This window comes from Streptomyces sp. NPDC098781 (genome assembly GCF_044759995.1).
Lineage (GTDB): Bacteria > Actinomycetota > Actinomycetes > Streptomycetales > Streptomycetaceae > Streptomyces.
The window spans coordinates 426618-451647 of record NZ_JBIWAK010000009.1; the positions used below are offsets into that span (position 1 = coordinate 426618).

26 protein-coding genes are annotated in these 25030 nt (G+C 71.1%); 8 read left to right on the top strand and 18 right to left on the bottom strand.

What is annotated here, in order from left to right; genetic code table 11:
• The first annotated feature begins 106 nt into the window (after window positions 1–106).
• Together ACIQWG_RS33310 and ACIQWG_RS33315 are read left to right on the top strand one after the other, a co-directional pair.
• Complete coding sequence (locus tag ACIQWG_RS33310) at window positions 107–778, top strand: potassium channel family protein (RefSeq protein ID WP_404102438.1); 672 nt, start codon at window positions 107–109, stop codon at window positions 776–778.
• Window positions 778–1455, top strand: a complete 678-nt coding sequence (locus ACIQWG_RS33315; protein ID WP_404102440.1) for a potassium channel family protein — start codon at window positions 778–780, stop codon at window positions 1453–1455. The genes ACIQWG_RS33310 and ACIQWG_RS33315 overlap by 1 nt, the downstream gene beginning before the upstream one ends.
• A gap of 84 nt (window positions 1456–1539) precedes the next feature.
• Here ACIQWG_RS33315 and ACIQWG_RS33320 read toward each other — a convergent pair whose 3' ends face one another.
• The 8 genes from ACIQWG_RS33320 to ACIQWG_RS33355 form a co-directional block, all read right to left on the bottom strand.
• On the bottom strand, window positions 1540–2307 hold the full coding sequence (locus ACIQWG_RS33320; RefSeq protein ID WP_404102442.1) for a DUF3159 domain-containing protein: 768 nt from the start codon (window positions 2305–2307) through the stop codon (window positions 1540–1542).
• A gap of 3 nt (window positions 2308–2310) precedes the next feature.
• Window positions 2311–2709, bottom strand: coding sequence for an OB-fold nucleic acid binding domain-containing protein (locus ACIQWG_RS33325; RefSeq protein WP_351186738.1), 399 nt, complete (start codon window positions 2707–2709; stop codon window positions 2311–2313).
• Between the two features lie 77 nt (window positions 2710–2786).
• Complete coding sequence (locus ACIQWG_RS33330) at window positions 2787–3503, bottom strand: response regulator (protein WP_404102444.1); 717 nt, start codon at window positions 3501–3503, stop codon at window positions 2787–2789.
• Entirely contained in the window at window positions 3497–6070 is a 2574-nt protein-coding gene (locus tag ACIQWG_RS33335) for a DUF4118 domain-containing protein (protein ID WP_404102446.1), read from the bottom strand. Before ACIQWG_RS33335 ends, ACIQWG_RS33330 begins: the two co-directional genes overlap by 7 nt.
• Window positions 6071–6218: 148 nt before the next feature.
• Entirely contained in the window at window positions 6219–7391 is a 1173-nt protein-coding gene (locus tag ACIQWG_RS33340; RefSeq protein ID WP_404102447.1) for an alginate lyase family protein, read from the bottom strand.
• Window positions 7392–7550: 159 nt separating this feature from the next.
• On the bottom strand, window positions 7551–8309 hold the full coding sequence (locus ACIQWG_RS33345; RefSeq protein WP_404102449.1) for a DUF3710 domain-containing protein: 759 nt from the start codon (window positions 8307–8309) through the stop codon (window positions 7551–7553).
• 1 nt (window position 8310) lies between these two features.
• Window positions 8311–8871 carry a dUTP diphosphatase gene (dut, locus tag ACIQWG_RS33350; protein ID WP_404102451.1) on the bottom strand — a complete coding sequence of 187 codons (561 nt, stop codon included), beginning with the start codon at window positions 8869–8871 and terminating at the stop codon, window positions 8311–8313.
• On the bottom strand, window positions 8868–9452 hold the full coding sequence (locus tag ACIQWG_RS33355) for a PaaI family thioesterase (protein WP_404102452.1): 585 nt from the start codon (window positions 9450–9452) through the stop codon (window positions 8868–8870). Before ACIQWG_RS33355 ends, dut begins: the two co-directional genes overlap by 4 nt.
• A gap of 58 nt (window positions 9453–9510) precedes the next feature.
• Here ACIQWG_RS33355 and ACIQWG_RS33360 point away from each other — a divergent pair, with 58 nt between their 5' ends.
• Complete coding sequence (locus ACIQWG_RS33360; protein ID WP_404102454.1) at window positions 9511–9972, top strand: DUF3093 domain-containing protein; 462 nt, start codon at window positions 9511–9513, stop codon at window positions 9970–9972.
• A 35-nt stretch (window positions 9973–10007) separates the two neighbouring features.
• Here the strand turns inward: ACIQWG_RS33360 and ACIQWG_RS33365 are convergent, their stop codons facing one another.
• The 4 genes from ACIQWG_RS33365 to ACIQWG_RS33380 all read right to left on the bottom strand — a co-directional run bounded on the left by ACIQWG_RS33365 (window position 10008) and on the right by ACIQWG_RS33380 (window position 13551).
• On the bottom strand, window positions 10008–10931 hold the full coding sequence (locus ACIQWG_RS33365; RefSeq protein ID WP_404102456.1) for a hypothetical protein: 924 nt from the start codon (window positions 10929–10931) through the stop codon (window positions 10008–10010).
• A 13-nt stretch (window positions 10932–10944) separates the two neighbouring features.
• Window positions 10945–11241, bottom strand: coding sequence for a DUF4193 domain-containing protein (locus ACIQWG_RS33370; protein WP_005481602.1), 297 nt, complete (start codon window positions 11239–11241; stop codon window positions 10945–10947).
• 405 nt (window positions 11242–11646) lie between these two features.
• Window positions 11647–12891: a sensor histidine kinase gene (locus ACIQWG_RS33375; protein ID WP_404102458.1), complete on the bottom strand. Its 1245-nt coding sequence runs from the start codon at window positions 12889–12891 to the stop codon at window positions 11647–11649.
• 6 nt (window positions 12892–12897) lie between these two features.
• Window positions 12898–13551 (bottom strand): response regulator transcription factor, encoded by a 654-nt coding sequence (locus tag ACIQWG_RS33380; protein WP_007385219.1) that lies wholly within the window; start codon window positions 13549–13551, stop codon window positions 12898–12900.
• 416 nt (window positions 13552–13967) lie between these two features.
• On the opposite strand from ACIQWG_RS33380, the gene ACIQWG_RS33385 reads away from it, so the two are divergent.
• A complete protein-coding gene (locus ACIQWG_RS33385; protein WP_404102460.1) occupies window positions 13968–14141 on the top strand; it encodes a hypothetical protein in 174 nt (57 codons plus the stop codon).
• A gap of 97 nt (window positions 14142–14238) precedes the next feature.
• On the opposite strand, the gene ACIQWG_RS33390 is transcribed toward ACIQWG_RS33385, so the two are convergent.
• Together ACIQWG_RS33390 and ACIQWG_RS33395 are read right to left on the bottom strand one after the other, a co-directional pair.
• Window positions 14239–15054: an inositol monophosphatase family protein gene (locus ACIQWG_RS33390; RefSeq protein ID WP_404102462.1), complete on the bottom strand. Its 816-nt coding sequence runs from the start codon at window positions 15052–15054 to the stop codon at window positions 14239–14241.
• Between the two features lie 8 nt (window positions 15055–15062).
• Window positions 15063–16190, bottom strand: a complete 1128-nt coding sequence (locus tag ACIQWG_RS33395) for a ferrochelatase (RefSeq protein ID WP_404102463.1) — start codon at window positions 16188–16190, stop codon at window positions 15063–15065.
• A 187-nt stretch (window positions 16191–16377) separates the two neighbouring features.
• Here ACIQWG_RS33395 and ACIQWG_RS33400 point away from each other — a divergent pair, with 187 nt between their 5' ends.
• The 3 genes from ACIQWG_RS33400 to sepH all read left to right on the top strand — a co-directional run bounded on the left by ACIQWG_RS33400 (window position 16378) and on the right by sepH (window position 20396).
• Window positions 16378–17616 carry an MFS transporter gene (locus tag ACIQWG_RS33400; RefSeq protein WP_404102464.1) on the top strand — a complete coding sequence of 413 codons (1239 nt, stop codon included), beginning with the start codon at window positions 16378–16380 and terminating at the stop codon, window positions 17614–17616.
• Entirely contained in the window at window positions 17576–18895 is a 1320-nt protein-coding gene (locus ACIQWG_RS33405) for a D-arabinono-1,4-lactone oxidase (protein WP_404102466.1), read from the top strand. The genes ACIQWG_RS33400 and ACIQWG_RS33405 overlap by 41 nt, the downstream gene beginning before the upstream one ends.
• 463 nt (window positions 18896–19358) lie before the next feature.
• Window positions 19359–20396, top strand: coding sequence for a septation protein SepH (gene sepH, locus ACIQWG_RS33410; protein WP_404102468.1), 1038 nt, complete (start codon window positions 19359–19361; stop codon window positions 20394–20396).
• Between the two features lie 135 nt (window positions 20397–20531).
• On the opposite strand, the gene ACIQWG_RS33415 is transcribed toward sepH, so the two are convergent.
• Window positions 20532–21383: a sulfurtransferase gene (locus ACIQWG_RS33415; RefSeq protein WP_404102470.1), complete on the bottom strand. Its 852-nt coding sequence runs from the start codon at window positions 21381–21383 to the stop codon at window positions 20532–20534.
• 294 nt (window positions 21384–21677) lie between these two features.
• Here ACIQWG_RS33415 and ACIQWG_RS33420 point away from each other — a divergent pair, with 294 nt between their 5' ends.
• Window positions 21678–22481 carry a VOC family protein gene (locus tag ACIQWG_RS33420; RefSeq protein ID WP_404102472.1) on the top strand — a complete coding sequence of 268 codons (804 nt, stop codon included), beginning with the start codon at window positions 21678–21680 and terminating at the stop codon, window positions 22479–22481.
• A gap of 49 nt (window positions 22482–22530) precedes the next feature.
• Here the strand turns inward: ACIQWG_RS33420 and ACIQWG_RS33425 are convergent, their stop codons facing one another.
• Genes ACIQWG_RS33425 through ACIQWG_RS33435 form a run of 3 tightly spaced genes read right to left on the bottom strand, consistent with a single transcriptional unit; the run spans window position 22531 to window position 25005 of the window.
• On the bottom strand, window positions 22531–23178 hold the full coding sequence (locus tag ACIQWG_RS33425; RefSeq protein ID WP_404102474.1) for a thymidine kinase: 648 nt from the start codon (window positions 23176–23178) through the stop codon (window positions 22531–22533).
• 46 nt (window positions 23179–23224) lie between these two features.
• Window positions 23225–24418: an alkaline phosphatase family protein gene (locus tag ACIQWG_RS33430; protein ID WP_404102476.1), complete on the bottom strand. Its 1194-nt coding sequence runs from the start codon at window positions 24416–24418 to the stop codon at window positions 23225–23227.
• Window positions 24418–25005 (bottom strand): DUF5998 family protein, encoded by a 588-nt coding sequence (locus ACIQWG_RS33435; RefSeq protein ID WP_404102478.1) that lies wholly within the window; start codon window positions 25003–25005, stop codon window positions 24418–24420. Before ACIQWG_RS33435 ends, ACIQWG_RS33430 begins: the two co-directional genes overlap by 1 nt.
• Window positions 25006–25030: the final 25 nt, after the last annotated feature.

Genomic DNA, 25030 nt, shown 5'->3' on the forward strand with positions numbered 1-25030 from the left:
GCGGCCCGCGACCGGCCCGCGACCGTTGCCAGGCGAACCGAGAGAAGGTTATGAGCACCACGTTCACGCAAGTCAGACGCCTCACGAGGAGTGCGGGGTAAGCGCCGTGCACATCGTCATCATGGGTTGCGGAAGGGTGGGCTCCGCTCTGGCCCAGACCCTGGAGCAACAAGGGCACACGGTCGCGGTGATCGACCAGGACCCCACCGCGTTCCGCCGGCTGGGCCCTGGGTTCGGCGGCCGCCGCGTCACCGGCGTCGGCTTCGACCAGGACACCCTGCGCGAGGCCGGCATCGAGGAGGCGGGCGCCTTCGCCGCCGTCTCCAGCGGCGACAACTCCAACATCATCGCCGCGCGGGTGGCCCGCGAGATGTTCGGCGTGGAGAACGTCGCGGCCCGGATCTACGACCCGCGCCGCGCCGAGGTCTACCAGCGCCTGGGCATCCCCACCGTCGCCACGGTCCGCTGGACGGCCGACCAGATGCTGCGCCGCATGCTGCCTTCGGGCGCGGAGCCGCTGTGGCGGGATCCCACCGGCGGCGTCCAGCTCGCCGAGGTGCACACGTCCACCGACTGGGTGGGGCACAAGATCAGCAGGCTTCAGGAGGAGACGGGCGTCCGCGTGGCGTTCCTGACCCGGCTCGGCGAGGCGATCCTGCCCACCTCGCAGACGGTGTTGCAGGAGGGCGACCTGGTGCACGTCATGATGCGCTCCGACGAGGTCGACAAGGTCGAGGCGTCCTTCGCCAAGGGTCCCGAAGAGGAGGGCGGTCACTGATGAGGGTCGCCATTGCCGGTGCCGGCGCGGTGGGTCGCTCCATCGCGGGCGAATTGCTGGAGAACGGCCACGAGATCCTGCTGATCGACAAGGCGCCCACCGCCATCTCGGTCGAGCGGGTCCCGCAGGCGGAGTGGCTGCTGGCCGACGCGTGCGAGATCGCGTCGCTGGACGAGGCGGCGCTCCAGCGCTGCAACGTGGTGATCGCGGCCACGGGTGACGACAAGGTGAACCTGGTCGTGTCGCTGCTCGCGAAGACGGAGTACGGCGTCCCGCGCGTCGTCGCCCGCGTCAACAACCCCAAGAACGAGTGGCTCTTCAACGAGTCCTGGGGCGTGGACGTGGCCGTCTCCACCCCGCGTCTGATGTCCGCTCTGGTCGAGGAGGCGGTGTCGGTCGGCGACCTGGTCCGCCTGCTGCGCTTCAGCCACGGCGACGCCAACCTCGTGGAGCTGACCCTGCCGGAGGAGTCGGCGCTGGCCGGCACCCAGGTCGGTGACGTGGAGTGGCCGCAGGACACCTCGCTGGTGACGATCATCCGCGGCACCCGCGTCCTGACGCCGTCCCGCGAGGACTCCCTGGAGGCGGGCGACGAGCTCCTCTTCGTGGCCGCGCAGGCCCGCGAGGAGCAGCTGGAGGACCTGCTGTCGGTGCGGCGCGAGGACACCAAGCGCTGAGCGCAGACACCCCACGACGACGGAGGGCGCCCCGCGTGTACGGGGCGCCCTCCGTCGTCGTGACAGATCCGGTTGTGGGGAGAGCTAGCCGTCCCGGCGGTGCCGGGCGCCCGGGGTCTCCCCGCCCTCGGCGGCCAGCGCCGCCTTGCGTTCCTTCTCGGCCTGCTCCTCCGCCTCCATCTCCGCGAACACGTCGATGGGGGCCGGCGCCTTCGCCAGGAAGACCCAGGTCAGCCACACGGCCAGCAGGAACGGCGGGATCTTCAGGGCGACGAGCACCCACCCGAGCTGTGCGGTGTCCGCCCACCAGTACAGCGGGAAGAGGATGGCGCACTTGGCGAGCAGGATCAGGCCCCAGGCGTAACTGGCCTTCGCGTACGCCTTCTTGCGGCCGGGGTTGCGGGTGCGCCAGGAGAGGTTCTCCTTGAACACCGGGCCGAGGATCAGTCCGATGAGGGGCACACCGAACAGCGTCGTGATGATGTACGCGAGCGCCAGACCCAAGGTGTAGAGCATGCCGGGCAGATAGAAGTCCTTCGCGTTGCCCGTCATCATCGCGAAGACGACACCGAAGGCGACACCGAAGACCCCGCTGAAGGCGTGCTTGATGGTGTCCCGCATCACCAGGCGTACGACCACGAGCACCAAGGACACCGCAAGGGCCGCGATGGCCGACATGTGCAGGTCCTTGTTGATCGTGTAGATGGTGACGAAGAGCAGACCGGGAAGCACCGTCTCGATCATGCCGCGCAGGCCGCCGAAGGCCTCGAACAGCGCGGCCTCGGTCACCGCCCGGGAGTCGTGCTCGGCGTCTGCGGTGGTGTCTTCGGTCGGCTTGTCGAGCGACGTCACCGGCTACTCCCGTCCGAGGGGTCTCAGTTCGTATTTCGGGTTGAACAGCACTCGGCGGCCCCGGCTCATGGAGATCCGGCCCGATGCGATCAGCCGGCGCCCGGGCTCTATGCCCACTATGGAGCGCCTGCCGAGCCACACCACGTCCAGGGCGGCGGAGCCGTCGAACAGCTCGGCCTCAAGGGCCGGGACTCCCGCACGCGGCCGCAGGGTGACCGTGCGCAAGGTACCAGTAACCGTCACGATCTGTCGGTCATGACAGTCACCGATCTTGATGCAGCCAGTGGTCTCGGCGTCCTCTCGCAGCTCCTCGGACTCCAGGTCCTCCTGCGACGAGGAGAGCCGGTCGAGCATGCGCCTGAACCGGCCCACCGACTTCTCGGAACGAGGAACAGCACTCATGACTCGAAGCCTACCGGGGTGCACCGCCACTCACGTACCCCTGGTGCCGGGGCCCGAACCCGCCCTGGTGAGAGGGCTCATTTCTCGAACCGGTAGCCCATCCCCGGCTCCGTCAGGAAGTGCTTGGGGTGCGATGGGTCGGCCTCCAGCTTCCGGCGCAACTGGGCCATGTACACCCGCAGATAGTTGGTCTCCGTCCCGTACGACGGCCCCCACACCTCCTGCAACAACTGCCTCTGGCTGACCAGCCGTCCCGTGTTGCGCACCAGCACCTCCAGCAGATGCCACTCGGTGGGCGTCAGCCGTACGTCCTTGCCGCCGCGGTTCACCTTCTTCGCGGCGAGGTCGACGGTGAACTCGTCGGTCTCCACCAGCACCTCGTCCTCGCCGCCCCCGGTGGGCTCGGCCCGGCGGACGGCGGCCCGCAGCCGGGCCAGCAGCTCGTCCATGCCGAACGGCTTGGTGACGTAGTCGTCGGCGCCCGCGTCCAGCGCCTCGACCTTCTCGTCGGAGGAGTGCCGGGCCGACAGCACCAGGATCGGCACCCGGGTCCAGCCGCGCAGGCCGCGGATCACCTCGACGCCGTCCATGTCGGGCAGACCGAGGTCGAGGACGACCACGTCGGGGTGGCGGGTGGCGGCGAGTTCGAGGGCGGTGGCTCCGTCGTGGGCCGCGTCGACCTCGTACTTGCGGGCCCTGAGGTTGATCACGAGGGCGCGCACGATCTGCGGCTCGTCGTCGATCACCAGAACCCTCGTGGGGATCCGGGGGGTCTCCCCAGCCGCGCTCACCATGTGACCTGCCTTTCGAGTTCCACGGGGCGCCCACTCGCGCCCTCCGCCTGGAGAAGCTCCGGACGCGATCCCGCCGACCGGAGGGTGAGCACCATGGTGAGGCCGCCTCCTGGCGTGTCCTCGGCGTTGAGGGTGCCGCCCATCGCCTCGGCGAAGCCGCGCGCGACCGCGAGGCCCAGGCCCACTCCGGCCCCGCGCGGGGCGTCGCCGTAACGCTGGAAGGGGGCGAAGATGCGCTCCTTGGCCTCGTCCGGGACGCCCGGCCCGCGGTCGACCACCCGGACCTCGACCCGGTCGGCGATGGCGCTGGCGGACACCAGGACCCTGCGGTCGTCCGGGCTGTACTTGACGGCGTTCTCGACCAGGTTGGCCACCGACCGCTCCAGCAGTCCCGGGTCCACGGCGACCATCGGCAGCGTCTCCGGGATGTCCAGCTCCACGCTGTCCTCGGGCACCCCGCCGAGCGCCATCGGCACCACCTCGTCGAGGTCGATCTGCCGGATCAGCGGGGTGACCGTGCCGGTCTGGAGGCGGGACATGTCGAGCAGGTTGCCGACGAGGTGGTCCAGCCGGTCGGCGCCGTCCTCGATGCCCTCCAGCAGTTCGGCCTCGTCCTCCTCCGACCACGCCACGTCGTCGGAGCGCAGGGAGGACACCGCCGCCTTGATGCCCGCGAGGGGCGTCCGCAGGTCATGGCTCACCGCGGCGAGCAGCGCCGTCCGGATCCGGTTGCCCTCGGCCAGTTCCTTCGCCTGGTCGGCCTCGCGCTGGAGGCGCTGGCGGTCGAGGACGACGGCGGCCTGGGCACCGAAGGCGGCGAGCACCCGGCGGTCCTCGGCGGGCAGCACCCGGCCGGTCAGCGCGAGGGCCATGTGGTCGCCGACGGGTACGTCCACGTCCGCGTCCTCCGGCCGGATGGGCGCCGCTCCCACACCCACGCTGCCCGCGCAGGTCCACGGGTCGACGTCGCTCTCCCGCTCCAGCAGGGCCGCCGACTCCATCCCGAAGGTCTCCCGGACCCGCTCCAGCAGGTCCGCCAGGCCGGTCTCGCCGCGCAGCACGTTCCCGGCGAGATAGGAGAGGATCTCCGACTCGGCGCGCAGCCGGGCCGCCTGGTGGGTGCGGCGGGCCGCCAGGTCCACCACGGAGGCCACCGCGACCGCCACGAAGACGAAGATCACCAGGGCGAGCAGGTTCTTGGGGTCGGCGATCGTGACCCGGTGCAGCGGTGGGGTGAAGAACCAGTTCAGCAGGGCTGAACCGACCGCCGCCGAGGCCAGCGCCGGATAGAGCCCGCCGAGCAGGGCGGCCGCCACCGTCAGGGTCAGGAACAGCAGCATGTCGTTCGCGAGCCCGAGTTCGGCGTCGACGTGGGTCAGCAGCAGGGTGAGCAGGGCCGGGCCGCCGACGCCGACGAGCCAGCCCGCGAGGATCCGGGACCGGCCGAGGCGTGCTCCCCTGGTCACGGGCAGCCCGCGCCCCTTGGCGACCTCCTCGTGGGTGACGATGTGCACGTCGAGGTCGGGACCGGACTCCCGGGCCACCGTGGCGCCGACGCCGGGTCCGAAGACGTACTGCCAGCTTCTGCGGCGGGAGGAGCCGAGCACTATCTGGGTGGCGTTCGCCCCGCGCGCGAAGGCCAGCAGCGCGGCCGGGATGTCGTCGCCGACGACGTGGTGGAAGGTGCCGCCGAGATCTTCGACCAGGGTGCGCTGGACGGCCAGCTCCTTGGGCGAGGCGGACGTCAGCCCGTCGCTGCGAGAGATGTAGACGGCGAGCACCTCACCGCCGGCGCCCTTCTCCGCGAGCCGCGCGGCCCGGCGGATCAGTGTCCGTCCCTCGGGGCCGCCGGTCAGCCCGACCACGATCCGTTCCCGGGAGCCCCAGATCTTCGACACCCGGTGATCGCTGCGGTACTGCTTCAGATACTCGTCCACCCGGTCGGCCACCCACAGCAGCGCCAGCTCCCTGAGCGCCGTGAGGTTGCCGGGGCGGAAGTAGTTGGACAGGGCCGCGTCGACCTTGTCGGGCTGGTAGACGTTGCCGTGCGCCATGCGCCGCCGCAGCGCCTGTGGCGACATGTCGACCAGTTCGATCTGGTCGGCCCGGCGCACCATCTCGTCGGGGACGGTCTCCTGCTGCCGTACGCCGGTGATGGACTCGACGACGTCCCCGAGTGACTCCAGGTGCTGGATGTTGACGGTCGATATGACGTCGATGCCGGCCGCCAGCAGCTCCTCCACGTCCTGCCAGCGCTTGGCGTTGCGGGAGCCGGGGATGTTGGTGTGGGCGAGTTCGTCGACCAGGGCGACCTGGGGGTGCCGGGCGAGGACGGCGTCGACGTCCATCTCGGTGAAACGGCTTCCCCGGTACTCCAGCTCCTGGCGCCGGATCTGCTCCAGCCCGTGGAGCATGACCTCGGTGCGGGGCCGGCCGTGGTGCTCCACGAACGCGACGACGCAGTCGGTGCCCCGCTCGACACGGCGGTGCGCCTCGGACAGCATCGCGTACGTCTTGCCGACGCCCGGTGCCGCACCGAGGTAGATCCGAAGCTTGCCGCGTCCCATGGTCCCCATTGTCTTCCGGCCGCCGCCGCTCGCGCAGCGGCCTGTGCAGCGTCGACCTTACGGCCAGCAATCGCGACAAATGGGGCCGGGTGCCGCGGCGGGGGCGTCTTTGACGCAATTCTGACGCCCCCGCCGCGTGACCTGCGCCTCAGCTGGGGTTGTCGCCGTGGGTGAGGGTCTCCCAGGCGACGAAGAGGTTGTTGGAACCGGCCGGCCGGCCACGCTCGGTGAGCGTCTGGGTGTTGGTCATCGCGATGCCGAGGCGGTTGTGCAGGGCGTTGTAGCCGACCTCGGTGACGGGACCGAGGCCCAGCTTGAGCGAGCCGCCGCACAGCCAGCTCGGGGCGGCCGTGCCGAGCTGGTACTTCGACTGGAACCCGAGCGCCTGCCGCAGCCGCTCGCCGACGTCGGTGCCGTACAGGTCCTGGCCCTGGATGCGGCTGGTCTCGGCGACATGCGAGATCGCCGAGACGCCGTACCCGGTGTGGGTGAAGTCGCGGCAGGTCTCCTGGGTGAGACCGGTGACGAAGGTGCCCTGCCCCTGCCAGTAGTTGACGATCTTCTGGCGGGTGTCGAGGTTCTGGCTCGGCACGGTCTTCGGCAGCTCGCCATCGGAGGAGAGGTAGACGTAGGCGGCCGTGCGGGTGCGGAACTTCCCCATGGCCTTGTCGTACGACGCCTTGTCCTCCAGGAAGACGGAGATGCCGACGGCGGCCTCCATCATCGACAGCTCCCAGTTCCCGTTGGAGTTCGAGCCGTTGATGATCTCGGGCAGATAGACGTCCCGGAGCATGGTGGCGAACCGGCCGGAGTTCGCCCAGCTCCCGGTGTACGTGTACTTGATGATCTCGGCAGCCCTGGGCCAGGAGGAGCCGGCCCAGCCCGTCTGGAGCGGCGCGTTGCTGTTGGTGTGGTCGCGGATGGTGGCCGACCAGGCGTCCATCAGCTCGATGGCCTTGCGCGCGTGGCGCTCGTCGCGCGTGATGTACCAGGCGAGGGCCTGGGTGTACGCGGCTATCGCGTCCTCGCGCTCGTCGGTGCAGCCGTAGTTGGGGTTCGAGTAGGAGCCGCACTCGACGACGGCGCGGGGCTTGGGCGTGCGGTTCAGGTCGGCGTACTTGCTCCCCATCATCTGGTCGAAGGCGCCCTTCCAGGGCTGGGCGCCGGCGTTGACCTTGGAACGGGTGAAGTCCAGCTGGGACTTGGAGACGGTGACTCCGGGGTGGGCGAAGGTGCTCGGGGCGGCACCGGCGCCGGCGGGCCAGGCGAGCACACCGGCGACGAGGGCGGCCGCGGTCGCGAAGAGTGCGGTTCTGCGCATGCGTGGGGGGCCTTCCGTTCTCGTATATGAACGTGAAGCGCCTTTATGAACAGGCGCGTTGGCCGGAGACGGTAGGTACAGACCAATGCGCCGTCAAGAGTTCACGCACGAGAAAGGGCCGCACCCCGGTGGGATGCGGCCCTGCTGTTTCTACGGTGCTCAGCGAACCTCGGTGATCTCCGGTCCGCGCTGGAGCTGGCCCATGCCGCCGGAGAAGCGCGAGCCGGCCTCCTCCTGCTGAACGCCCTCGGGAACCATCTGGGCGTCCTCCGGCAGCTTCAGGACGATCGGGTCACGGGGCGCCATCGGGCCCTCGCCGCGGACCACGACCGTGTCCCGGAAGATCTGCTCCAGCAGACCGGCCGCCTGCGGCTGCACCGCGCCCTGGCCCGAGATCACACCACGCAGGAACCAGCGGGGTCCGTCCACACCGACGAACCGCACCACCTGGAAACCGCTGGTGCCGTCCGGCAGTTGCACCGGCACCTGGGCCCGCAGCTCCCAGCCGAGCGGTCCCTCGACCTCGTCCACGATGCCACCCTGCTGGGTGATCCCGGAGCCGATCTCCTCGCGCACCTCGCTCCAGATGCCCTCGCGCTTGGGGGCGGCGAAGGCCTGGAGCTGGACGGCGCTGTCGCGCAGCACCACGGTCGCCGCGACGATGGCGTCGCCCGCGACCTCCACGCGCAGTTCCATGCCGTCGACGCCCGGCACGAACATGCCGCCCAGGTCCACCCGGCCCTCGCCGGGCTCCCGGACCTCGGAGCTGTCCCACGGTCCGTCGGGACGCGGTTCCGGTTCGAGCCGTACGCGCTCGCGCGTGCCGTCGTCGTCCGCCTCAGAGTCGATGTCGACGACCTGCTCGGGCTCGCCCGCCGCGTCCTCGGCGGCACCCTTCTTGTTGCGACGTCCGAACACGTCACTGTCCTTCCCGGTCGGATACGACCGAAGCGTATCGATTCCCACCCGTTGCGCCGCCATCGGCGGCCCCATCGCTTGTATCGCCTGTGCCGCTTGCGGTGCCCACCGCGGCATGGCCGCCGGTGGACCCGAAGCCCCCCTCGGCCCGTGCCGAATCGGGAAGCTCCGCGACCTCCTGGAAGCGGACCCTCTCGACCTGCTGGACAACCAGTTGGGCGATCCGGTCGAAGCGCTCGAACCGCACTGCCTCATGCGGGTCGAGATTCACCACGATCACCTTGATCTCCCCACGGTACCCGGCATCAACCGTCCCTGGGGCATTCACCAGGGCGACACCGAGGCGGGCGGCGAGACCGGAACGCGGGTGCACGAACGCCGCGTACCCCTCCGGGAGGGCGATCGACACCCCGGTGGGCAGCACAGCCCGCTCCCCGGGCTTCAGTTCCCGGCCCTCGGTGGTGCGCAGATCGGCGCCCGCGTCACCGGGGTGCGCGTACGTCGGAAGCGGTACGTCCGGGTCGACGCGCCGGATGGCCACGTCCACGGGGGCACGGCTCACGGGTTCACCTCGAAGGCTCGGGCACGGCGGACCTGGTCCGGGTCGTCCATGGCGGCCCGGATCTCCTCCGGACGGCCGTTGTCGATGAAGTGGTCGACCTTCACCTCGATGAACAGGGCGTCGGCGCGGACGGCGACGGGCCCCTCCGGACCCCCGATCCGTCCGGTGGCGGTGGAGAAGATCTTGCGGCCCGCCACGGCCGTCACCTCGGCCTCCAGATACAGCACCGTGCCCACCGGAACCGGCCGCACGAAGTCGGTCTCCAGCCGCCCCGTGACGGCGATGGTCCGCAGCAGCCAGTTGAGCGAGCCGAGGGTCTCGTCGAGGGCGGTCGCGAGCACACCGCCGTGGGCGAGCCCCGGCGCTCCCTGATGGGCGGGCTGCACGGTGAACTCGGCGGTGATGCTCACGCCGTCACCGGCCCGCGCCTCCAAATGAAGCCCGTGCGGCTGCTCGCCGCCACAGCCGAAACACTCGCCGTAGTGCGCGCCCAGAAGCTCACCGGGCGCGGGCGCGTCCGGGTGCCGCACGGGTTGCACGGCGTCGGCCGGGGGCTGAAGAGCTGCGGAAGTACCTCTCACAGCCGCAGACCTTACCCGCGCGTCGGCAACAATCGGACACCGTGCCAAGCTTGGCTCCATGCAGCTCTCCGCCGCCCCCTACGAAGAACGCCTCACAGCCCCGCGCTCGTGGTGGCTGATCTCGTTCCTGGTCGGGCTCTCCCTGGCCCTGATCCTGCTGCCCTTCGGCACCCTGCTCATGCTCGCCGGCCTGGTCGGCGGCACCGCGGCGGCGGCCGTCATGGCCAGTGCGTACGGCTCGGTCCGGATCCGAGTGGTGGGTGATTCGCTGATCGCGGGCGAGGCCAGGGTCCCGCTGCGGGCGCTGGGCGAGGCACATGTGCTGGACCCGGAGGAAGCCCGCGCCTGGCGCACCCACAAGGCCGACACCCGGGCCTTCCTGCTGCTGCGTGCCTACATCCCCGGGGCGCTGCGCGTGGAGATCACGGATCCCGAGGACCCGACGCCGTACCTGTACCTGTCGACCCGTGAGCCGGAGCGCCTGGCGGAGGCGATCAGGGCGGCCAAGGCCGCGGCCTAGCACACCAGATCGGGCCGTCACCGGCCCGGCCGGTCTCAGTCGCCGCCCAGCTCCTTGCGCCCGAGGTCCCGTGTGATGTCCCGCATCTGCAACGGCTCCGCGGGGCGCTCCAGCGGTGGCAGTTCGGGCAGCTCCTCCCACGGCACCTGCATTCTGCGCAGGTCCGTGCGGACCCGTGCCGCGAGCTTCTTGGTGTCCCGGCGGTTCATGACCGCGCCCACGGCGGCGCCCACCATGAAGGGCATCAGGTTCGGCAGGTTCCGCACCATCCGCTTCATGATCTGTTGACGCAGCTCCCGCTTCATCTGCCCGCCGAGCGCGGCGTTGATCGTCGCCGGCTTCATCGGGTCGATGCCGCGTTCCTCGGTCCACGCGGCCAGATACGCGGCACTGCGCTCGCGCAGATTGCCGGGCGGGCGCAGGCCGTACACCTCGTGCAGTTCGGCGATCAGCTTCATCTCGATCGCCGCCACACCGGTGATCTCGGCGGCCAGTTCGGTCGGCATCGCGGGCGGCACCGGCAGCATCGCCGCCGCGCCGACTCCGGCACCGACCGTGGAACTCGCGTTCGCCGCGCCCGCGATCAGCTTGTCCGCGATTTGCTCGGGCCCGAGGCCCGGGAACTGCCTGCGAAGCGTCGCGAGGTCCCGTACGGGGATCCTCGGCGCGTTCTCGATGATCCGGTCCGCGAGGTACCCGAGGCCGGCCCTGGCGGCGCTGCCGCCCTTGCGGACGCCGTCCCTGGCCCGCTCCCGGATCACCGCGGCCCTGCGCCTCGTGACGGGTGCGGGAGCCCCGACCGGCGCCGGGAGGTCAGCCCCGGACATCGGTTCGAGCGAGGCCCCCTCGGTGGATGAGCCCCGCTCGTCGTCACGCGCGCCGAACGAGCCGTCGGACGGCCCTTGGTCCGCTTCCCGCTTGCGAAAGCGGCGCTTCCGAGGAGGGGTCGAGCCAGTCATGCCCGACCCGCCCTCAGTCGCAGTCGCGGCAGATCGGCTGACCGTTCTTCTCGCGGGCCAGCTGGCTGCGGTGATGCACCAGGAAGCAGCTCATGCATGTGAACTCGTCCTGCTGCTTCGGCAGCACCCGGACGGCCAGCTCCTCATTGGAGAGGTCCGCGCCGGGCAGTTCCAGGCCCTCTGCGGCCTCGAACTCGTCGACGTCCACTGCGGAGGTCGACTTGTCGTTCCGCCTGGCCTTCAGCTCTTCAAGGCTGTCCGAGTCGACGTCGTCGTCGGTCTTGCGTGGGGTGTCGTAATCCGTTGCCATGTCGCTCTCCCCCTCTGGGTGTCTGCGGTGTCTCCAGCGCACGTAACGCGTGAGAGGCCGGACTTGTGCCCGACCCGAGGCGGAGATTTTGCCTCACATCAAGGTCTGTTACTCAATCGACACCCAACCGGACTCCTCAAGAGTGATCGGCTTGGATGGCGAACGGGACCGTACACGGTCCTAATGCCGCAGTTCAAAGGCGTCTCACCGTGTACTTCCCGTGATCAAGACCCCCGAAAACCCGGATTTTCCCGGCTTTCCGGCAGGTCACATGATCACGGAGAGTAGATGGCCGGAAATTCGCCCTTGTGATCGATCACACACGTGATCGCTCGGTCGGTGCCCAGAAAATTCCGCGCAAAGCGAACATCCTCCGAACTGTGGCAGTTGTCGGCGCACATGGTCTCAGACGGGAAGGGTTACTCGCATCACGAGCCCGCCGCCCTCACGGGGCTGTGCCGCGATGTGCCCGCCGTGCGCGCGCACCACGGACCGCACGATGGACAGCCCCAGGCCGACACCCTTGTCGCTGCCCGTGCGCTCCGTACGCAGGCGTCTGAAGGGCTCGAAGAGGTTGTCGATCTCGTACGCGGGCACCACCGGCCCGGTGTTCGAGACGACCAGGACCGCCTGCCCGTGCTGGACGTCGGTGGTGACCTCGACCCAGCCGCTGTCCGGGACGTTGTACCGGACGGCGTTCTGCACCAGGTTCAGGGCGATGCGCTCCAGCAGGACGCCGTTGCCCTGGACCACGGCGGGCTTCTGCTCGCCGCGGATCACCACGCCCTTCGCCTCCGCCTCGGCGTGTACCTGGTCGACGGCCTGCCCGGCGACCTCGGCGAGGTCGACCGGCTTTCGCTCGACGATCTGGTTGTCGCTGCGGGCGAGCAGCAGCAGGCCCTCCACCAGCTGCTCACTGCGCTCGTTGGTGGCCAGCAGCGTCTTGCCGAGCTGCTGGAGCTCCACCGGGGCGTTCGGGTCGGACAGGTGCACCTCGAGCAGCGTGCGGTTGATCGCCAGCGGTGTCCGCAGCTCGTGCGAGGCGTTGCCGACGAAGCGCTGCTGGGCGGTGAAGGCCCGCTGGAGCCGCTCCAGCATCTCGTCGAAGGTGTCGGCCAGCTCCTTCAGCTCGTCGTCCGGGCCGTCCAGCTCGATACGGCGGGACAGGTCCGAGCCCGCCACCGCGCGGGCGGTGCGGGTGATCCGGCCGAGCGGCGACAGCACCCGGCCGGCCATCGCGTAGCCGAAGGCGAAGGCGATGATCGCGAGGCCCAGCAGGGCCAGCAGGGAGCGGCTGAGGAGGTCGTCCAGAGCCACCCGGCGCTGGCTGTCGATACAGGCGCTGATCGCGTCGTTGAACTGGGAGATCGTGAGGCCGGCCTTGATCGCCGGGCAGTTGTCGCTGGTGACCTGGAGCTCCCTGCCGTCCACGATCTTGAACAGGGGCTCGTTGCCCGTGTTGATCGCCTGCGCGGCCAGCAGATAGATGATCGACAGCAGCAGGATGCCCGCGATCAGGAACATGCCGCCGTACAGCAGCGTGAGCCTTATCCGGATGGTCGGGCGCAGCCACGGGAACTGCGGCTCCGACCTGCGGGGGTCCCAGGTGGGCTTCGGGGGCGCCTGGGGCGGCGCGGGGGTGGTGGCCATGGCGGATCAGATCCGGTAACCGGAACCGGGCACGGTGACGATGACCGGCGGCTCGCCCAGCTTGCGGCGCAGGGTCATGACGGTCACGCGCACGACGTTCGTGAACGGGTCGGTGTTCTCGTCCCAGGCCTTCTCCAGGAGCTGCTCGGCCGAGACGACCGCGCCCTCGCTGCGCATCAGCACCTCCAGGACGGCGAACTCCTTGGGCGCGAGCTGTACCTCCTTGCCGTCGCGGAAGACCTCGCGGCGGTTGGGGTCCAGCTTGATGCCGGCGCGCTCCAGGACGGGCGGCAGCGGCACGCTGGTACGGCGGCCGAGGGCCCGCACCCGGGCGGTGAGCTCGCTGAAGGCGAAGGGCTTGGGGAGGTAGTCGTCGGCTCCGATCTCCAGTCCCTCGACCCGGTCGCTGACGTCGCCGGAGGCCGTGAGCATCAGCACGCGGGTGGGCATGCCGAGTTCGACGATCTTGCGGCAGACGTCGTCGCCGTGCACCAGCGGGAGGTCGCGGTCGAGGACGACCACGTCGTAGTCGTTGACGCCGATGCGCTCCAGGGCGGCCGCGCCGTCGTACACGACGTCGACGGCCATGGCCTCCCGGCGCAGTCCGGTGGCCACCGCATCGGCGAGCAGTTGCTCGTCCTCGACGACGAGTACGCGCACGTCGCTTGTCCTTCCTGTGTCCACCCGCGTAGCGCATGGGCGGCGCGCGGGCAGGGTTCTTCGTCGGGTGTGTAGGCCTCCATCCTGCCCTTTTCGGCCATAAGTCGGCGGTAAGACGGGTGAGCGGCCCTTCCAGGAAGGGTGTGAAGCCCGGGAATGCGAGATTTTCTCGAGCGGTTGAGGTTTCCGTGGAAGAGAGCGGGGGGAGGACGGCATGTACACCCCGCGATCACGCTCTGCATGTACCGCAGCACCATGCGGTACAGCGCAATCCGCTTTCCGCAGAGCGGGTGGGGTGTCCGGCACCGAGGCCGCCCGGCAGGGCAGCGCCGGGCACCTACCGGAGACGTGATCGTCCCTTCCGATCGGCACACCCCCGTGCCACCGACCCACGACCCAGGACGAGGGGGCGCAGCATGGACGCATTCACCGCAGGACTTCTGCAGCGCATAAAGACGACCGAGTCCGACCTGACGCGGGCGCGCGACGAGGGCGACGAGTTCCTCGTCGAGGTGGAGCAGGGCGAGCTCGACGACCTGCGCCGCCTCGCCGCCGAGCATGGTGTGGAAGTCGGCATGTCCGGCGTCTGACCGGCTTGTGAGCACAACAGCGGGCCCCCGGCGAATCCAGCGCCGGGGGCCCGCTGTTGTCGTGGCTGGGGCCCTGGTGAGGCGGGCTCCCGTCCCGTCAGTCGTGCCAGGCGCCGAAGTCCTCCAGCAGCCGCTGGAGCGGCTCGAAGACCCCTGGCGTCGCGGCGACCGCGAGATCACGCGACGGCCGCTCTCCCGGCCGCCCGCCGGTCAGCGCGCCCGCCTCACGGGCGATCAGGTCCCCCGCGGCGAGGTCCCAGGCGTTCAGGCCGCGCTCGTAGTAGCCGTCCAGGCGGCCGGCCGCGAGGTCGCACAGGTCGATCGCGGCCGATCCGCCGCGGCGGATGTCCCGCAGCAGCGGGATCAGTCGCTGGGCCACGTCGGCCTGGTGGGTGCGGACCTCGGTGACGTAGTTGAAGCCCGTGGACACTAGGGCCTGGTCCAGGGGGGCGGCGGGGCGGCAGCGCAGTTCGCGCTCGCCCTCCCAGGGGCCGGTGGCCCAGGCGCCGGTGCCGCGGACCGCGTGGTAGGTCTCGCCGCGCATCGGGGCCGCGACCACTCCGACCACCGCCTCGCCGTCCTGTTCGGCGGCGATGGAGACGGACCAGGTCGGCAGGCCGTAGAGGTAGTTGACCGTGCCGTCGAGGGGGTCGATGACCCAGCGGATGCCGCTCGTGCCCGCGGTGGCTGCGCCCTCCTCGCCGAGGAAACCGTCGTCGGGACGCCGCTCGGAGATCAACTGCGTGATCAGCTTCTCCGCCGCGATGTCCATCTCGGTCACCACGTCGATGGGGCTCGACTTGGTCGCCGCGACGGCCAGGTCGGCCGGGCGGCCGTCGCGCAGGAGTTCACCGGCGCGGCGGGCGGCCTCCTGGGCCAGGGCGAGCAGGTCCGTGTGCAGGGCGTCGGTCACGGGGCTCCTCATGCGTAGGGGCTGTCGGCGCCCGCGGCGGCGGGCCTGGGGGCGCGGGACGGGCAGCAGCCGACCGGGCAGAGGTTGTGGCTCGCGCCGAGCGCGCCCAGGGCGCACGGCGTGACCTCCTGCGCGCGCTCCACGGCGGCGCGCTCCAGGACGAGGTCGCGGATCGCGGCGGCGAAGCGCGGGTCGTCGCCCACGGTGGCCGAGCGGCGCATCGGCAGGCCCAGCTCCTCGGCCTTGGCCTTGGCCTCCGTGTCGAGGTCGTAGAGGACCTCCATGTGGTCGGAGACGAAGCCGATGGGGGCGATGACCACCGCGGGGGCGCCTGCCGCGTGCAGCTCCTCCAGGTGGTCGCAGATGTCGGGCTCCAACCAGGGGATGTGCGGGGCGCCGGAGCGGGACTGGTAGACGAGCTGCCAGGGGTGGTCGACGCCGGTGCGCTCGCGGACCGCGTCCGCGATCAGCTCGGCGACGTCCAGGTGCTGCTCGACGTACGCGCCGCCCTCGCCGTGGTCCTCGACCGGGCCGGAGGTGTCGGCGGCCGCGGTGGGGATCGAGTGGGTCGAGAAGGCGATGTGGGCGCCCGCGCGGACGTCCTCCGGGAGGTCGGCGAGGGACTGGACCACGCCCTCGATCATCGGCTCCAGGAAGCCCGGGTGGTTGAAGTAGTGCCGGAGCTTGTCGATCCTCGGCAGCGCCAGGCCCTCGGCCTCCAGGGCCGCGAGCGAGTCGGCGAGGTTCTCGCGGTACTGCCGGCAGCCCGAGTAGGAGGCGTAGGCGCTGGTGGTCAGGACGAGGATGCGGCGGTGGCCCTCGGCGACCATCTCGCGCAGCGTGTCCGTCAGGTACGGCGCCCAGTTGCGGTTGCCCCAGTGGATCGGCAGGTCCAGTCCGTGCTCGGCGAAGTCCTTGCGCAGGGCGTCCAGCAGGGCGCGGTTCTGGTCGTTGATGGGGCTGACGCCGCCGAAGCGGAAGTAGTGCTCGCCGACTTCCTTGAGGCGTTCCTTCGGGATGCCCCGCCCGCGGGTGACGTTCTCCAGGAAGGGGATCACGTCGTCCGGGCCCTCGGGGCCGCCGAAGGAGAGCAGCAGCAGGGCGTCGTAGGGGCTGGCATCGCGCGCGTCTGGCATGGGTCGATCCTGTCATCCGGTACTGACAGCCGGGAAACGGCGGGGTGACCACCCCGGGTTCCCGGTACGTCCGGACAGGTGCGTTAGGGTCACCTAACTCGTAAGCTGTCTCGGCCATCCACACGCCTTACGGCAGCGCTCCACGCCCTTTTGTGGGCACGCTGCTCCCGCCCGACCGGAGACCCCCGTGCCCAGCCCCTACCGCGCCCTGTTCGCCGCCCCCGGCAGCAAGGCCTTCTCCGCCGCGGGTCTCCTCGGCCGGATGCCGCTGTCGATGATGGGCATCGGCGTGGTGACCATGATTTCGCAGCTGACCGGCAGGTACGGCCTCGCCGGCGCCCTGTCGGCCACCATCGCGCTCGCCGCTGCGGTGGCGGGACCGCAGGTGTCGCGGCTGGTCGATCAGCACGGACAGCGGCGGGTGCTGCGTCCGGCGACGCTGATCTCGCTCGTCGCGGGGGCCCTGCTGCTGTTCGCCGCGCACTACGGGTGGCCGGACTGGGTGCTGTTCGTGGCCTGCGCCGGCATCGGCTGCGTGCCGAGCGTGGGGGCGATGATCCGCGCGCGCTGGGCCGCGCTGTACCGGGGCACGCCCCAACTGCACACCGCGTACTCCTTCGAGTCCGTGATCGACGAGGTGTGCTTCATCTTCGGGCCGATCATCTCCATCGGGCTGTCCACGGCGTGGTTCCCGGAGGCCGGGCCGTTGCTCGCCGGCTGCTTCCTGGCGGTCGGTGTCTTCTGGCTGACCACGCAGCACGCCACCGAGCCCGCCCCGCATCCGCGCGAGAAGCAGGGCGGCAGTTCGGCCCTGCGCGCCCCCGGACTCCAGGTGCTGGTGGCCACGTTCGTGGCGACCGGCGCGATCTTCGGGGCCGTCGACGTGGTCACCGTGGCCTTCGCCGACGAGCGGGGGCACAAGGGCGCCGCGAGCGTGGTCCTCGCGCTGTACGCCGCGGGTTCCTGCGCGGCGGGCCTGGTCTTCGGGCTGTTGCGCTTCAAGGGGGCGCCGGAACGTCGTTGGCTGCTGGGCATATGCGCGATGGCCGTGAGTATGATCCCCCTCCTACTGGTCGGAAACTTGCCGTTTCTGGCCGTGGCGCTGTTCGTTGCGGGCATGGCCGTCGCTCCCACGATGATCACCACCATGTCCATGATCGAAGAGCACGTACCACGCGCGCAACTGACCGAGGGCATGACCTGGGTGAGCACCGGGCTCGCGGTCGGGGTCGCGCTCGGCTCCGCCATGGCCGGCTGGGTGATCGACTCGGCCGGTGCGGGGGCCGGGTACGGGGTGCCGGCGGTGTCCGGGGCCGTCGCGGTCGCGGTCGGTTTCCTGGGGTACCGCCGGCTCAGCAAGCCGGCTCCGCGTCGGGGAGGCACCGTTGAGCAGCACAGCGAGCGGCAAGAACGGCACGTGGCGTAACTGGGGCGGCACTGTCGCCGCCCGCCCCGCGCGCGAGGTCACTCCGGCCTCCGTGGAGGAGCTGGCCGGGGCGATACGCCGGGCCGCCGAGGACGGCCTGAAGGTGAAGCCGGTCGGCAGCGGGCACTCCTTCACGTCGATAGCCGCCACCGACGGCGTGATGATCCGCCCGCACCTGCTGACCGGCATCCGCTCCGTCGACCGGGAGGCCATGACGGTCACGGTCGAGGCCGGTACCCCGCTGAAGCGGCTCAACGTGGCTCTCGCGCGCGAGGGCCTGTCGCTCACCAACATGGGCGACATCATGGAGCAGACGGTCTCCGGTGCCACCGGCACCGGTACCCATGGCACGGGGCGCGACTCGGCCTCGATCGCCGCCCAGATCAAGGGGCTTGAGCTGGTCACCGCCGACGGCTCGGTGCTCACCTGCTCCGAGAAGGAGAACCCGGAGGTCTTCGCCGCCGCCCGGATCGGCCTCGGCGCGCTCGGCGTGGTCACCGCGATCACCTTCGCCGTGGAGCCGGTCTTCCTGCTCACCGCGCGCGAGGAGCCGATGCCCCTCGGGCGGGTCCTGGCGGAGTTCGACGAACTGTGGGCCGAGAACGAGCACTTCGAGTTCTACTGGTTCCCGCACACCGGCAGCACCAACACCAAGCGCAACAACCGCAGCGCGGGTCCGGAGCAGCCGGTGGGCCGGCTCGCGGGCTGGTTCGAGGACGAGTTCCTCTCCAACGGCGTCTTCCAGGCCGTCCAGTGGGCCGGCCGCGCCGTGCCCGCCGCGATCCCCGGCATAGCCCGGATCTCCAGCACAGCACTGTCCGCGCGGACCTACACCGACATCCCCTACAAGGTCTTCACATCACCGCGCCGGGTGCGCTTCGTGGAGATGGAGTACGCCGTCCCGCGCGAGGCCCTCGTCGAGACGCTGCGCGAACTCAAGGCCATGATCGAGGGCTCCGGGCTGCGGGTCAGTTTCCCGGTCGAGGTGCGCACCGCCCCGGCCGACGACATCACGCTGTCGACCGCTTCGGGCCGCGACAGCGCGTACATCGCCGTCCACATGGCCAAAGGCACCGCGTACCAGCGGTACTTCACCGCCGCCGAGCGCATCTTCACGGCGCACGAGGGGCGCCCGCACTGGGGCAAGGTGCACACGCGGGACGCCGAGTACTTCGCCGAGGTCTACCCGCGCTTCGGCGAGTTCACCGCGCTGCGGGACCGGCTCGACCCCGACCGGCTGTTCCAGAACGACTATCTGCGCCGGGTGTTGGGGGCGTAACGCCCGGCCGGCTCGGCCCCCGCGATCGGCCAACTGCGCGGCAGGGGGACGCACGGTCGAAATCATTGGCTCCGTTTCGGACATTTACGTGAAGTACGCCACGTTCAAGGTCGAAAAACCGCCCAACCCTCGGCCGAGTCACGCCTCTTGCCGGAAGTTCGGCGGCGTGCCAATCCACGCACGTGGCCCAAATGGAGTACTGTGGCGAGCCCTGGGTCCGGTCTCCCGCCTGGGCATCCGTGGCCTTCAAGGACCGCCGGGAGGGGGCCAGTTGCACAGGGTGACGGAGTTGGTCACTTAGCGTTGCGAATAGGTAACCGTGCCATAACGGCGATCCAGGGCCCCGGCCCGACACGCCGGGCAACTCGGCAAGGTTGTGGCAGGCTGCACCCGGGCAGGCCACACTCGACTAGCGGAAGCAGCGACGCACGTGACGTCGGCAGGCACCACCCGGGAGGTCCCCATGCCCGAACTGCGTGTCGTGGCCGTCTCTAACGACGGCACACGGCTGGTGCTGAAGGCTGCCGACGCAACGGAGTACACCCTTCCGATCGACGAACGCCTGCGCGCCGCCGTGCGCGGCGATCGTCCGCGCCTCGGCCAGATCGAGATCGAGGTGGAGAGCCATCTCCGCCCCCGCGACATCCAGGCGCGTATACGCGCCGGTGCGACCGCGGAAGAGGTCGCCCAACTCGCCGGCATTCCCGTCGACCGCGTACGGCGCTTCGAGGGCCCCGTGCTCGCCGAGCGCGCCTTCATGGCCGAGCGGGCCCGCAAGACTCCCGTCCGCCGGCCCGGCGAGAACGCCGCCGGGCCGCAGCTCGGCGAGGCCGTCCAGGAGCGGCTGCTGCTGCGCGGCGCCGACAAGGACACCGTCCAGTGGGACTCGTGGCGCCGGGACGACGGCACCTGGGAGGTGCTGCTGGTCTACCGGGTGGCGAGCGAACCGCACTCGGCGAGCTGGACGTACGACCCGCCCCGGCGGCTCGTCCAGGCCGTCGACGAAGAGGCGCGCTCGCTCATCGGCGAGTCCGACGATCTCGCCGCGCCGGAGCCCAGCTTCCCCTTCGTACCGCGGATCGCCCGGCTGCCGCGCGAGCGCTCCATGGACCGCGCCCTCGACCGGCCGAGCCTGCCCGCGCAGGCCTCCGAGCCGGCCGAGGAGGTCACGGAGGAGCGGGACTCGCTGACCAGCCTGCTGGAGGCCGTGCCGAGCTTCCGCGGCGACCTGGTGGTGCCGGAGCGCCCGGCGGAGCCCGAGCCGGAGGAGCCGCCCGCCGAACCTGCCGCGGAGGAACCTCCCGCGCCCGCTGCTTCGGCCGGTGCCGGTTCCGCCTACGCGGACGTGCTCATGCCCCGCTCCGTCGGCAGCCACCGTGACCGCCTCATCGGCGCCACGGACCGCCAGGCCGAAGCGGACGGCGTCCGCCCCGGCCGCCGCGCCGCCGTCCCGAGCTGGGACGAGATCGTGTTCGGCACCCGGCGGAAGAAGCAGGAGTAGTCGGTCGTACGGCCCCGGAGGCGGTCGTACGGGGATGAGGGCCGCGCTGGTCGCAGCGCGGCCCTTGTGCTGTGCGGGGGCGCCCAGGGAGCGATCCGGAGGCGGACCGGTCCCGGCGCGCTCCCCTCGCGCCCGCTACTGCGGTTCCGCCCCCACGGCCACCGGCCGGGACGGGTCCGACGACCACTCCGACCAGGAGCCGACATACAGGTCCGCCGCGATGCCCGCCACCGCCAGGGCCAGCACCTCGTGGGCGCCGGAGACGCCCGAACCGCAGTACGCGCCGACCCGGGTGTCCTCGGCGGCACCGAGGGACTTGAAGCGGGAGGCGAGTTCCTCGGCGGGGAGGAAGCGGCCGTCCGGGGCCACGTTCTCGTTGGTGGGCGCGGACAGCGCGCCCGGGATGTGACCGCCGACCGGATCGATCGGCTCGACCTCGCCGCGGTACCGCTCCCCCGCACGCGCGTCCAGCAGTACGCCGGAGCGGGCCAGGGCCGCCGCCCCGTCGGCGTCGAGGAGGCCCGTCGCCCCGGGCGCCGGCTCGAAGTCGCCCTGCGCCGGAGTGGGTACCGCCGTCTCCAGCGGGCTCTCCCAGGCCGGCAGCCCGCCGTCGAGGACCCGTACGTCCGAGTGACCCGTCCAGCGCAGCAGCCACCAAGCGCGGGCGGCCGCCCAGCCCTGTCCGCCGTCGTACACGACCACCGGCGTTCCGGACGACACCCCCGCCCGTCGCATCGCCGTACCGAATTCGGCCAAGTCCGGCAGCGGATGACGGCCGCGCGAACCGGGCGCGGAGGCCAGTTCCCGGTCCAGGTCGACGTAGACCGCGCCGGGGATGTGCCCGGCCTCGTACGCGGCCCGGCCGTCGAACGGCGGCTCTCCCGACGCCTTCGACATGGTCAGTTGCCAGCGGACGTCGAGCAGCGCCGGCGGGTTCTCGCCCGTCAGCGCGCTCGCGAGTTCAGGTGCGGAGATGATGGCGTTCATGGCCACCATCCTTGCGCACGGGGTGGCCGCATCGCCCGGCTCCGGATACTCTGCCCGCCGGACAGGCCCGATCACCGGGCGTACGGGATCGGGCACATGCTGTACAGCCGATCGACATCCTTCGGCAATCGCACGGAAACGGGCGGTAAATCGCACACCGGGCATCCTCCGGTCACCGGCCGTCGTGCGCGGCGCGCCCGCAGCGCGCCTGGCCACGGGGGGTGCGAGCATCGGCACGGGGTCGGGACAGCGGAAGCGACACGGCCACCGCGAGGGGCCGAGGAGAGAGTGACGATGACCGAGGCACGGGGGTCGGCCGGCCCGAACGGCGCGACGCACGCCCGGCACGCGCCCGGCACGCCCTGCTGGGTGAGTCTGATGGTGCACGGGCTGGCCGCGACCCAGGAGTTCTACGGAGCGCTGTTCGGCTGGGAGTTCCGCCCCGGCCCCCAGCAGCTCGGCCCCTACGTCCGCGCCCTGCTCGACGGCCGTGAGGTGGCCGGCATCGGCCAGCTGCCGCCGGACCGTCACCTCCCGATCGCCTGGACGCCGTACCTCGCCTCGTACGACGTGGACCTGACCGCCGACACGGTACGGCTGTGCGGTGGCACCGTCGGGGTCGGTCCGCTGGACGCCGGCGAGGCCGGCCGGATGGCCATCTGCTCCGACCCCTCCGGCGCCGTCTTCGGCCTGTGGCAGCCCACGGCCCACCTCGGCACGGCCATCACGGGCCTGCCCGGCACCCCGGCCTGGAACGAGCTGGTGACCTTCGAGTCCGTGAACGTCGCCAAGTTCTACGCGTCGGTGTTCGCCTACGAGGAGGAGCCGGTCGTCTCCGGCGACTTTGACTACGTGACGCTGAACGTCGACGGCCGCCCGGTCGCCGGAATCCACGGCGTCGGCAACGCGCTGCCGCGCGACCGGGGGCCGCACTGGATGACGTACTTCGAGGTCGCCGACACGGACGCGGCCCTCGCCGAGGTCGTCGACCTCGGCGGGCATGTGCTGCGGCCGGCCCACGACAGCGCCCACGGCCGGGTGGCCACGGTGGCGGATCCGGAGGGCGCGCGCTTCTCCCTGATCCAGGGCCCGCGCTGACCTCTGCCAGGGCCCCTCGTGCGGGTCGGCACGATCCGAACGACAGGGCCTAGGCCGATTGCACCGGCAGGACGTCCGGGGACAGCGCCGCGGCCCGCGCGCCGGCCGCCGTCATGCGGCGGCGATGGTGGCGGCGGCACAGCACCTCGTAGCCGACGGCGTCCGCCTGGTTCACGTCGCCCACGACCACCTGGGCACCCTCCACGACCATCTGACCGCCCACCGTGCGGGCGTTGTGGGTGGCACGGGCGCCGCACCAGCACAGGGCCTCGACCTGGAGCACCTCGACCCGGTCGGCGAGTTCCACCAGGCGCTGGGAGCCGGGGAACAGCTTGGTGCGGAAGTCGGTCGTGATGCCGAAGGCGTAGACGTCGAGGCCCAGGTCGTCGACCACGCGGGCGAGTTGGTCGATCTGCTGCGGCGCGAGGAACTGGGCCTCGTCGGCGATGATGTAGTCCGCGCGACCGCCCCGGGAGAGGTGGTCGACCATGTAGGCGTAGACGTCCATGCCGTCCTCGACCTCCACCGCGTCGGTGACCAGACCGAGCCGGGAGGACAGCTTGCCCTCGCCCGCGCGGTCGTCGCGGGTGAAGATCATGCCCGCCAGACCACGCGCCGAACGGTTGTGCTCGATCTGGAGAGCCAGCGTCGACTTCCCGCAGTCCATCGTTCCGGAGAAGAACACCAGCTCGGGCATGGGGAGTTGAGCACCTTTCGGGCAGCGATGAGAACGGAGGGACGCTTCAGGAGCGTACTTCGAGCAGCGGGATCAACTGCTCGGCGGGGGTCATCGAGCCGTGGTTGCCGACCATGGCCGACTCCTTCGGCTCCCGCTCGGACGCGATGATCAGGACGTCGTCCCGCGCGGCCGCGACCACGTCGCCGATGCGGTCGTACACCCGCTCGTCGATCTGCGGCCCGAACCAGCCGGCCGCGATCGCCTCGTCCCGTGAGGCGATCCAGAACTGCTCTCCGAGCACCTCGCGCCAGCAGGTCAGGACGTCGTTCGCCGCGCCCGGCACCGCGTACACGTGCCGCGCCCGGCCCTCGCCGCCCAGCAGGGCGACCCCGGCGCGCAGCTCCCAGTCCTCGTCGAAGTCGATGCGGTGCTCCTCGTCGAAGGGCACGTCGATCATGCCGTGGTCGGCGGTGACGTAGAGCGCGCTGCGCGGCGGGAGTTGCTCGGCGAGGCGCTGGACGAGCCGGTCGACGTACATCAGCTGGCCGCGCCAGGTGTCGGAGTCGACGCCGTAGCGGTGGCCGGCGCCGTCGAGTTCGGCGTAGTACGTGTAGACCAACGAGCGGTCGCCCGCCGCCAGTTGCCCGGCCGCGAGGTCCATGCGCTCCTCGCCGGTCAGGCGCCCGAGGAACGTTCCGCCGCTGAGGGCGACCTTGGTGAGCGGGGTGTTCTCGAAGGTGGGCGACGACACCTGCGCCGCGTGCACGCCCGCCCGGTGCGCCAGTTCGAAGACGGTGGGATACGGCTGCCAGGCGCGCGGTGACGTCCACGGCTGCCAGCGCAGCTGGTTCATCAGCTCGCCGGTCTCCGGGTTGCGCGCGGTGTAACCGGGCAGGCCGTGCGCGCCGGGCGGCAGGCCGGTGCCGACCGAGGCGAGGGAGGTGGCGGTGGTCGCCGGGTAGCCGGTGGTGAGCGGGCGTCCGGTGCCGCCGCGCGAGCTGCCCAGCAGCGAGGTCATGAAGGGCGCGTCCTCGGGGTGCGCCCTGAGCTGCTCCCAGCCGAGGCCGTCGATCAGGAACACGCAGTTGCGGTCGGCGGCGGTCAGCTCGGTGATCGTGGCGGTCATGCCCGGTACGGCCATGCCGGCGGCCAGGGTGGGCAACAGGTCGGCGAGCGAGCCGCTGCCGTACTCGGGGGGCGGCGCGGACGTGACGGCGAGGGGTTCCGGATGCGGGTCCCAGGCGGTGGACTGAGCCATCAGCGCGTGATGTCCGCGGTCGCCTCGGAGAGGGACTGCGCGAAGGCGAGCGCCTGGCGCACCGTCTCCGGGCCGTCACCGGCCTCGCTGACCCTGAGGCTCAGGTCGTCCGCCGTGGAGCTGCCCGTGTAGCCGTGGTCGGCCTCGCAGTTGGGGTCGCCGCAGGCGGCGGGCTCCAGGTCGATACGGGAGACGGCGCCCCAGCCGATGGTGAGGACCACCTCGCGGGGCAGCGTGCCCACCGTGTACTGCTCCGGGTTGGCGACGACGCGGCTGAGCACGACCGAGGAGATCCGGCCGATCTTGACCGACTCCGTCGAGGTCGTGGCGTAGGGCGTCGGGGAGGTGCTGTCCGCGGCCTGCTCGTCGGTGTGGCTGACGATGAAGCGGTTGCCGGTGAGGACGAGGACGGTCACATGCCGCCGCACCTCGTTCTGGTCGAACGTCGTCTCCTGGTGGACCAGGTACGACCGGATGGGCTCGCCGCCCACGGCGGCCTCCACCGCCTCGGCCACGAGGGCCGGGTAGTAGCCGCTGCGTTCGATCGCCGCCCGCAGCCCCTGGGTCGTCGTACTGGTCTTGGCCATGACGCCCATCCTACGGGGGACCACT

Coding starts and splice junctions, on each gene's coding strand:
- ACIQWG_RS33335 (WP_404102446.1), bottom strand. CDS start 6,070: ATGGGACGCGGCAAGCTTCGGATCTACCTCGGTGCGGCACCGGGCGTC.
- ACIQWG_RS33420 (WP_404102472.1), top strand. CDS start 21,678: ATGACCGAGGCACGGGGGTCGGCCGGCCCGAACGGCGCGACGCACGCC.
- sepH (WP_404102468.1), top strand. CDS start 19,359: ATGCCCGAACTGCGTGTCGTGGCCGTCTCTAACGACGGCACACGGCTG.
- ACIQWG_RS33435 (WP_404102478.1), bottom strand. CDS start 25,005: ATGGCCAAGACCAGTACGACGACCCAGGGGCTGCGGGCGGCGATCGAA.
- ACIQWG_RS33340 (WP_404102447.1), bottom strand. CDS start 7,391: ATGCGCAGAACCGCACTCTTCGCGACCGCGGCCGCCCTCGTCGCCGGT.
- ACIQWG_RS33415 (WP_404102470.1), bottom strand. CDS start 21,383: ATGAACGCCATCATCTCCGCACCTGAACTCGCGAGCGCGCTGACGGGC.
- ACIQWG_RS33370 (WP_005481602.1), bottom strand. CDS start 11,241: ATGGCAACGGATTACGACACCCCACGCAAGACCGACGACGACGTCGAC.
- ACIQWG_RS33325 (WP_351186738.1), bottom strand. CDS start 2,709: ATGAGTGCTGTTCCTCGTTCCGAGAAGTCGGTGGGCCGGTTCAGGCGC.
- ACIQWG_RS33395 (WP_404102463.1), bottom strand. CDS start 16,190: ATGCCAGACGCGCGCGATGCCAGCCCCTACGACGCCCTGCTGCTGCTC.
- ACIQWG_RS33375 (WP_404102458.1), bottom strand. CDS start 12,891: ATGGCCACCACCCCCGCGCCGCCCCAGGCGCCCCCGAAGCCCACCTGG.
- ACIQWG_RS33315 (WP_404102440.1), top strand. CDS start 778: ATGAGGGTCGCCATTGCCGGTGCCGGCGCGGTGGGTCGCTCCATCGCG.
- ACIQWG_RS33360 (WP_404102454.1), top strand. CDS start 9,511: ATGCAGCTCTCCGCCGCCCCCTACGAAGAACGCCTCACAGCCCCGCGC.
- ACIQWG_RS33330 (WP_404102444.1), bottom strand. CDS start 3,503: ATGGTGAGCGCGGCTGGGGAGACCCCCCGGATCCCCACGAGGGTTCTG.
- ACIQWG_RS33385 (WP_404102460.1), top strand. CDS start 13,968: ATGGACGCATTCACCGCAGGACTTCTGCAGCGCATAAAGACGACCGAG.
- ACIQWG_RS33365 (WP_404102456.1), bottom strand. CDS start 10,931: ATGACTGGCTCGACCCCTCCTCGGAAGCGCCGCTTTCGCAAGCGGGAA.
- ACIQWG_RS33425 (WP_404102474.1), bottom strand. CDS start 23,178: ATGCCCGAGCTGGTGTTCTTCTCCGGAACGATGGACTGCGGGAAGTCG.
- ACIQWG_RS33430 (WP_404102476.1), bottom strand. CDS start 24,418: ATGGCTCAGTCCACCGCCTGGGACCCGCATCCGGAACCCCTCGCCGTC.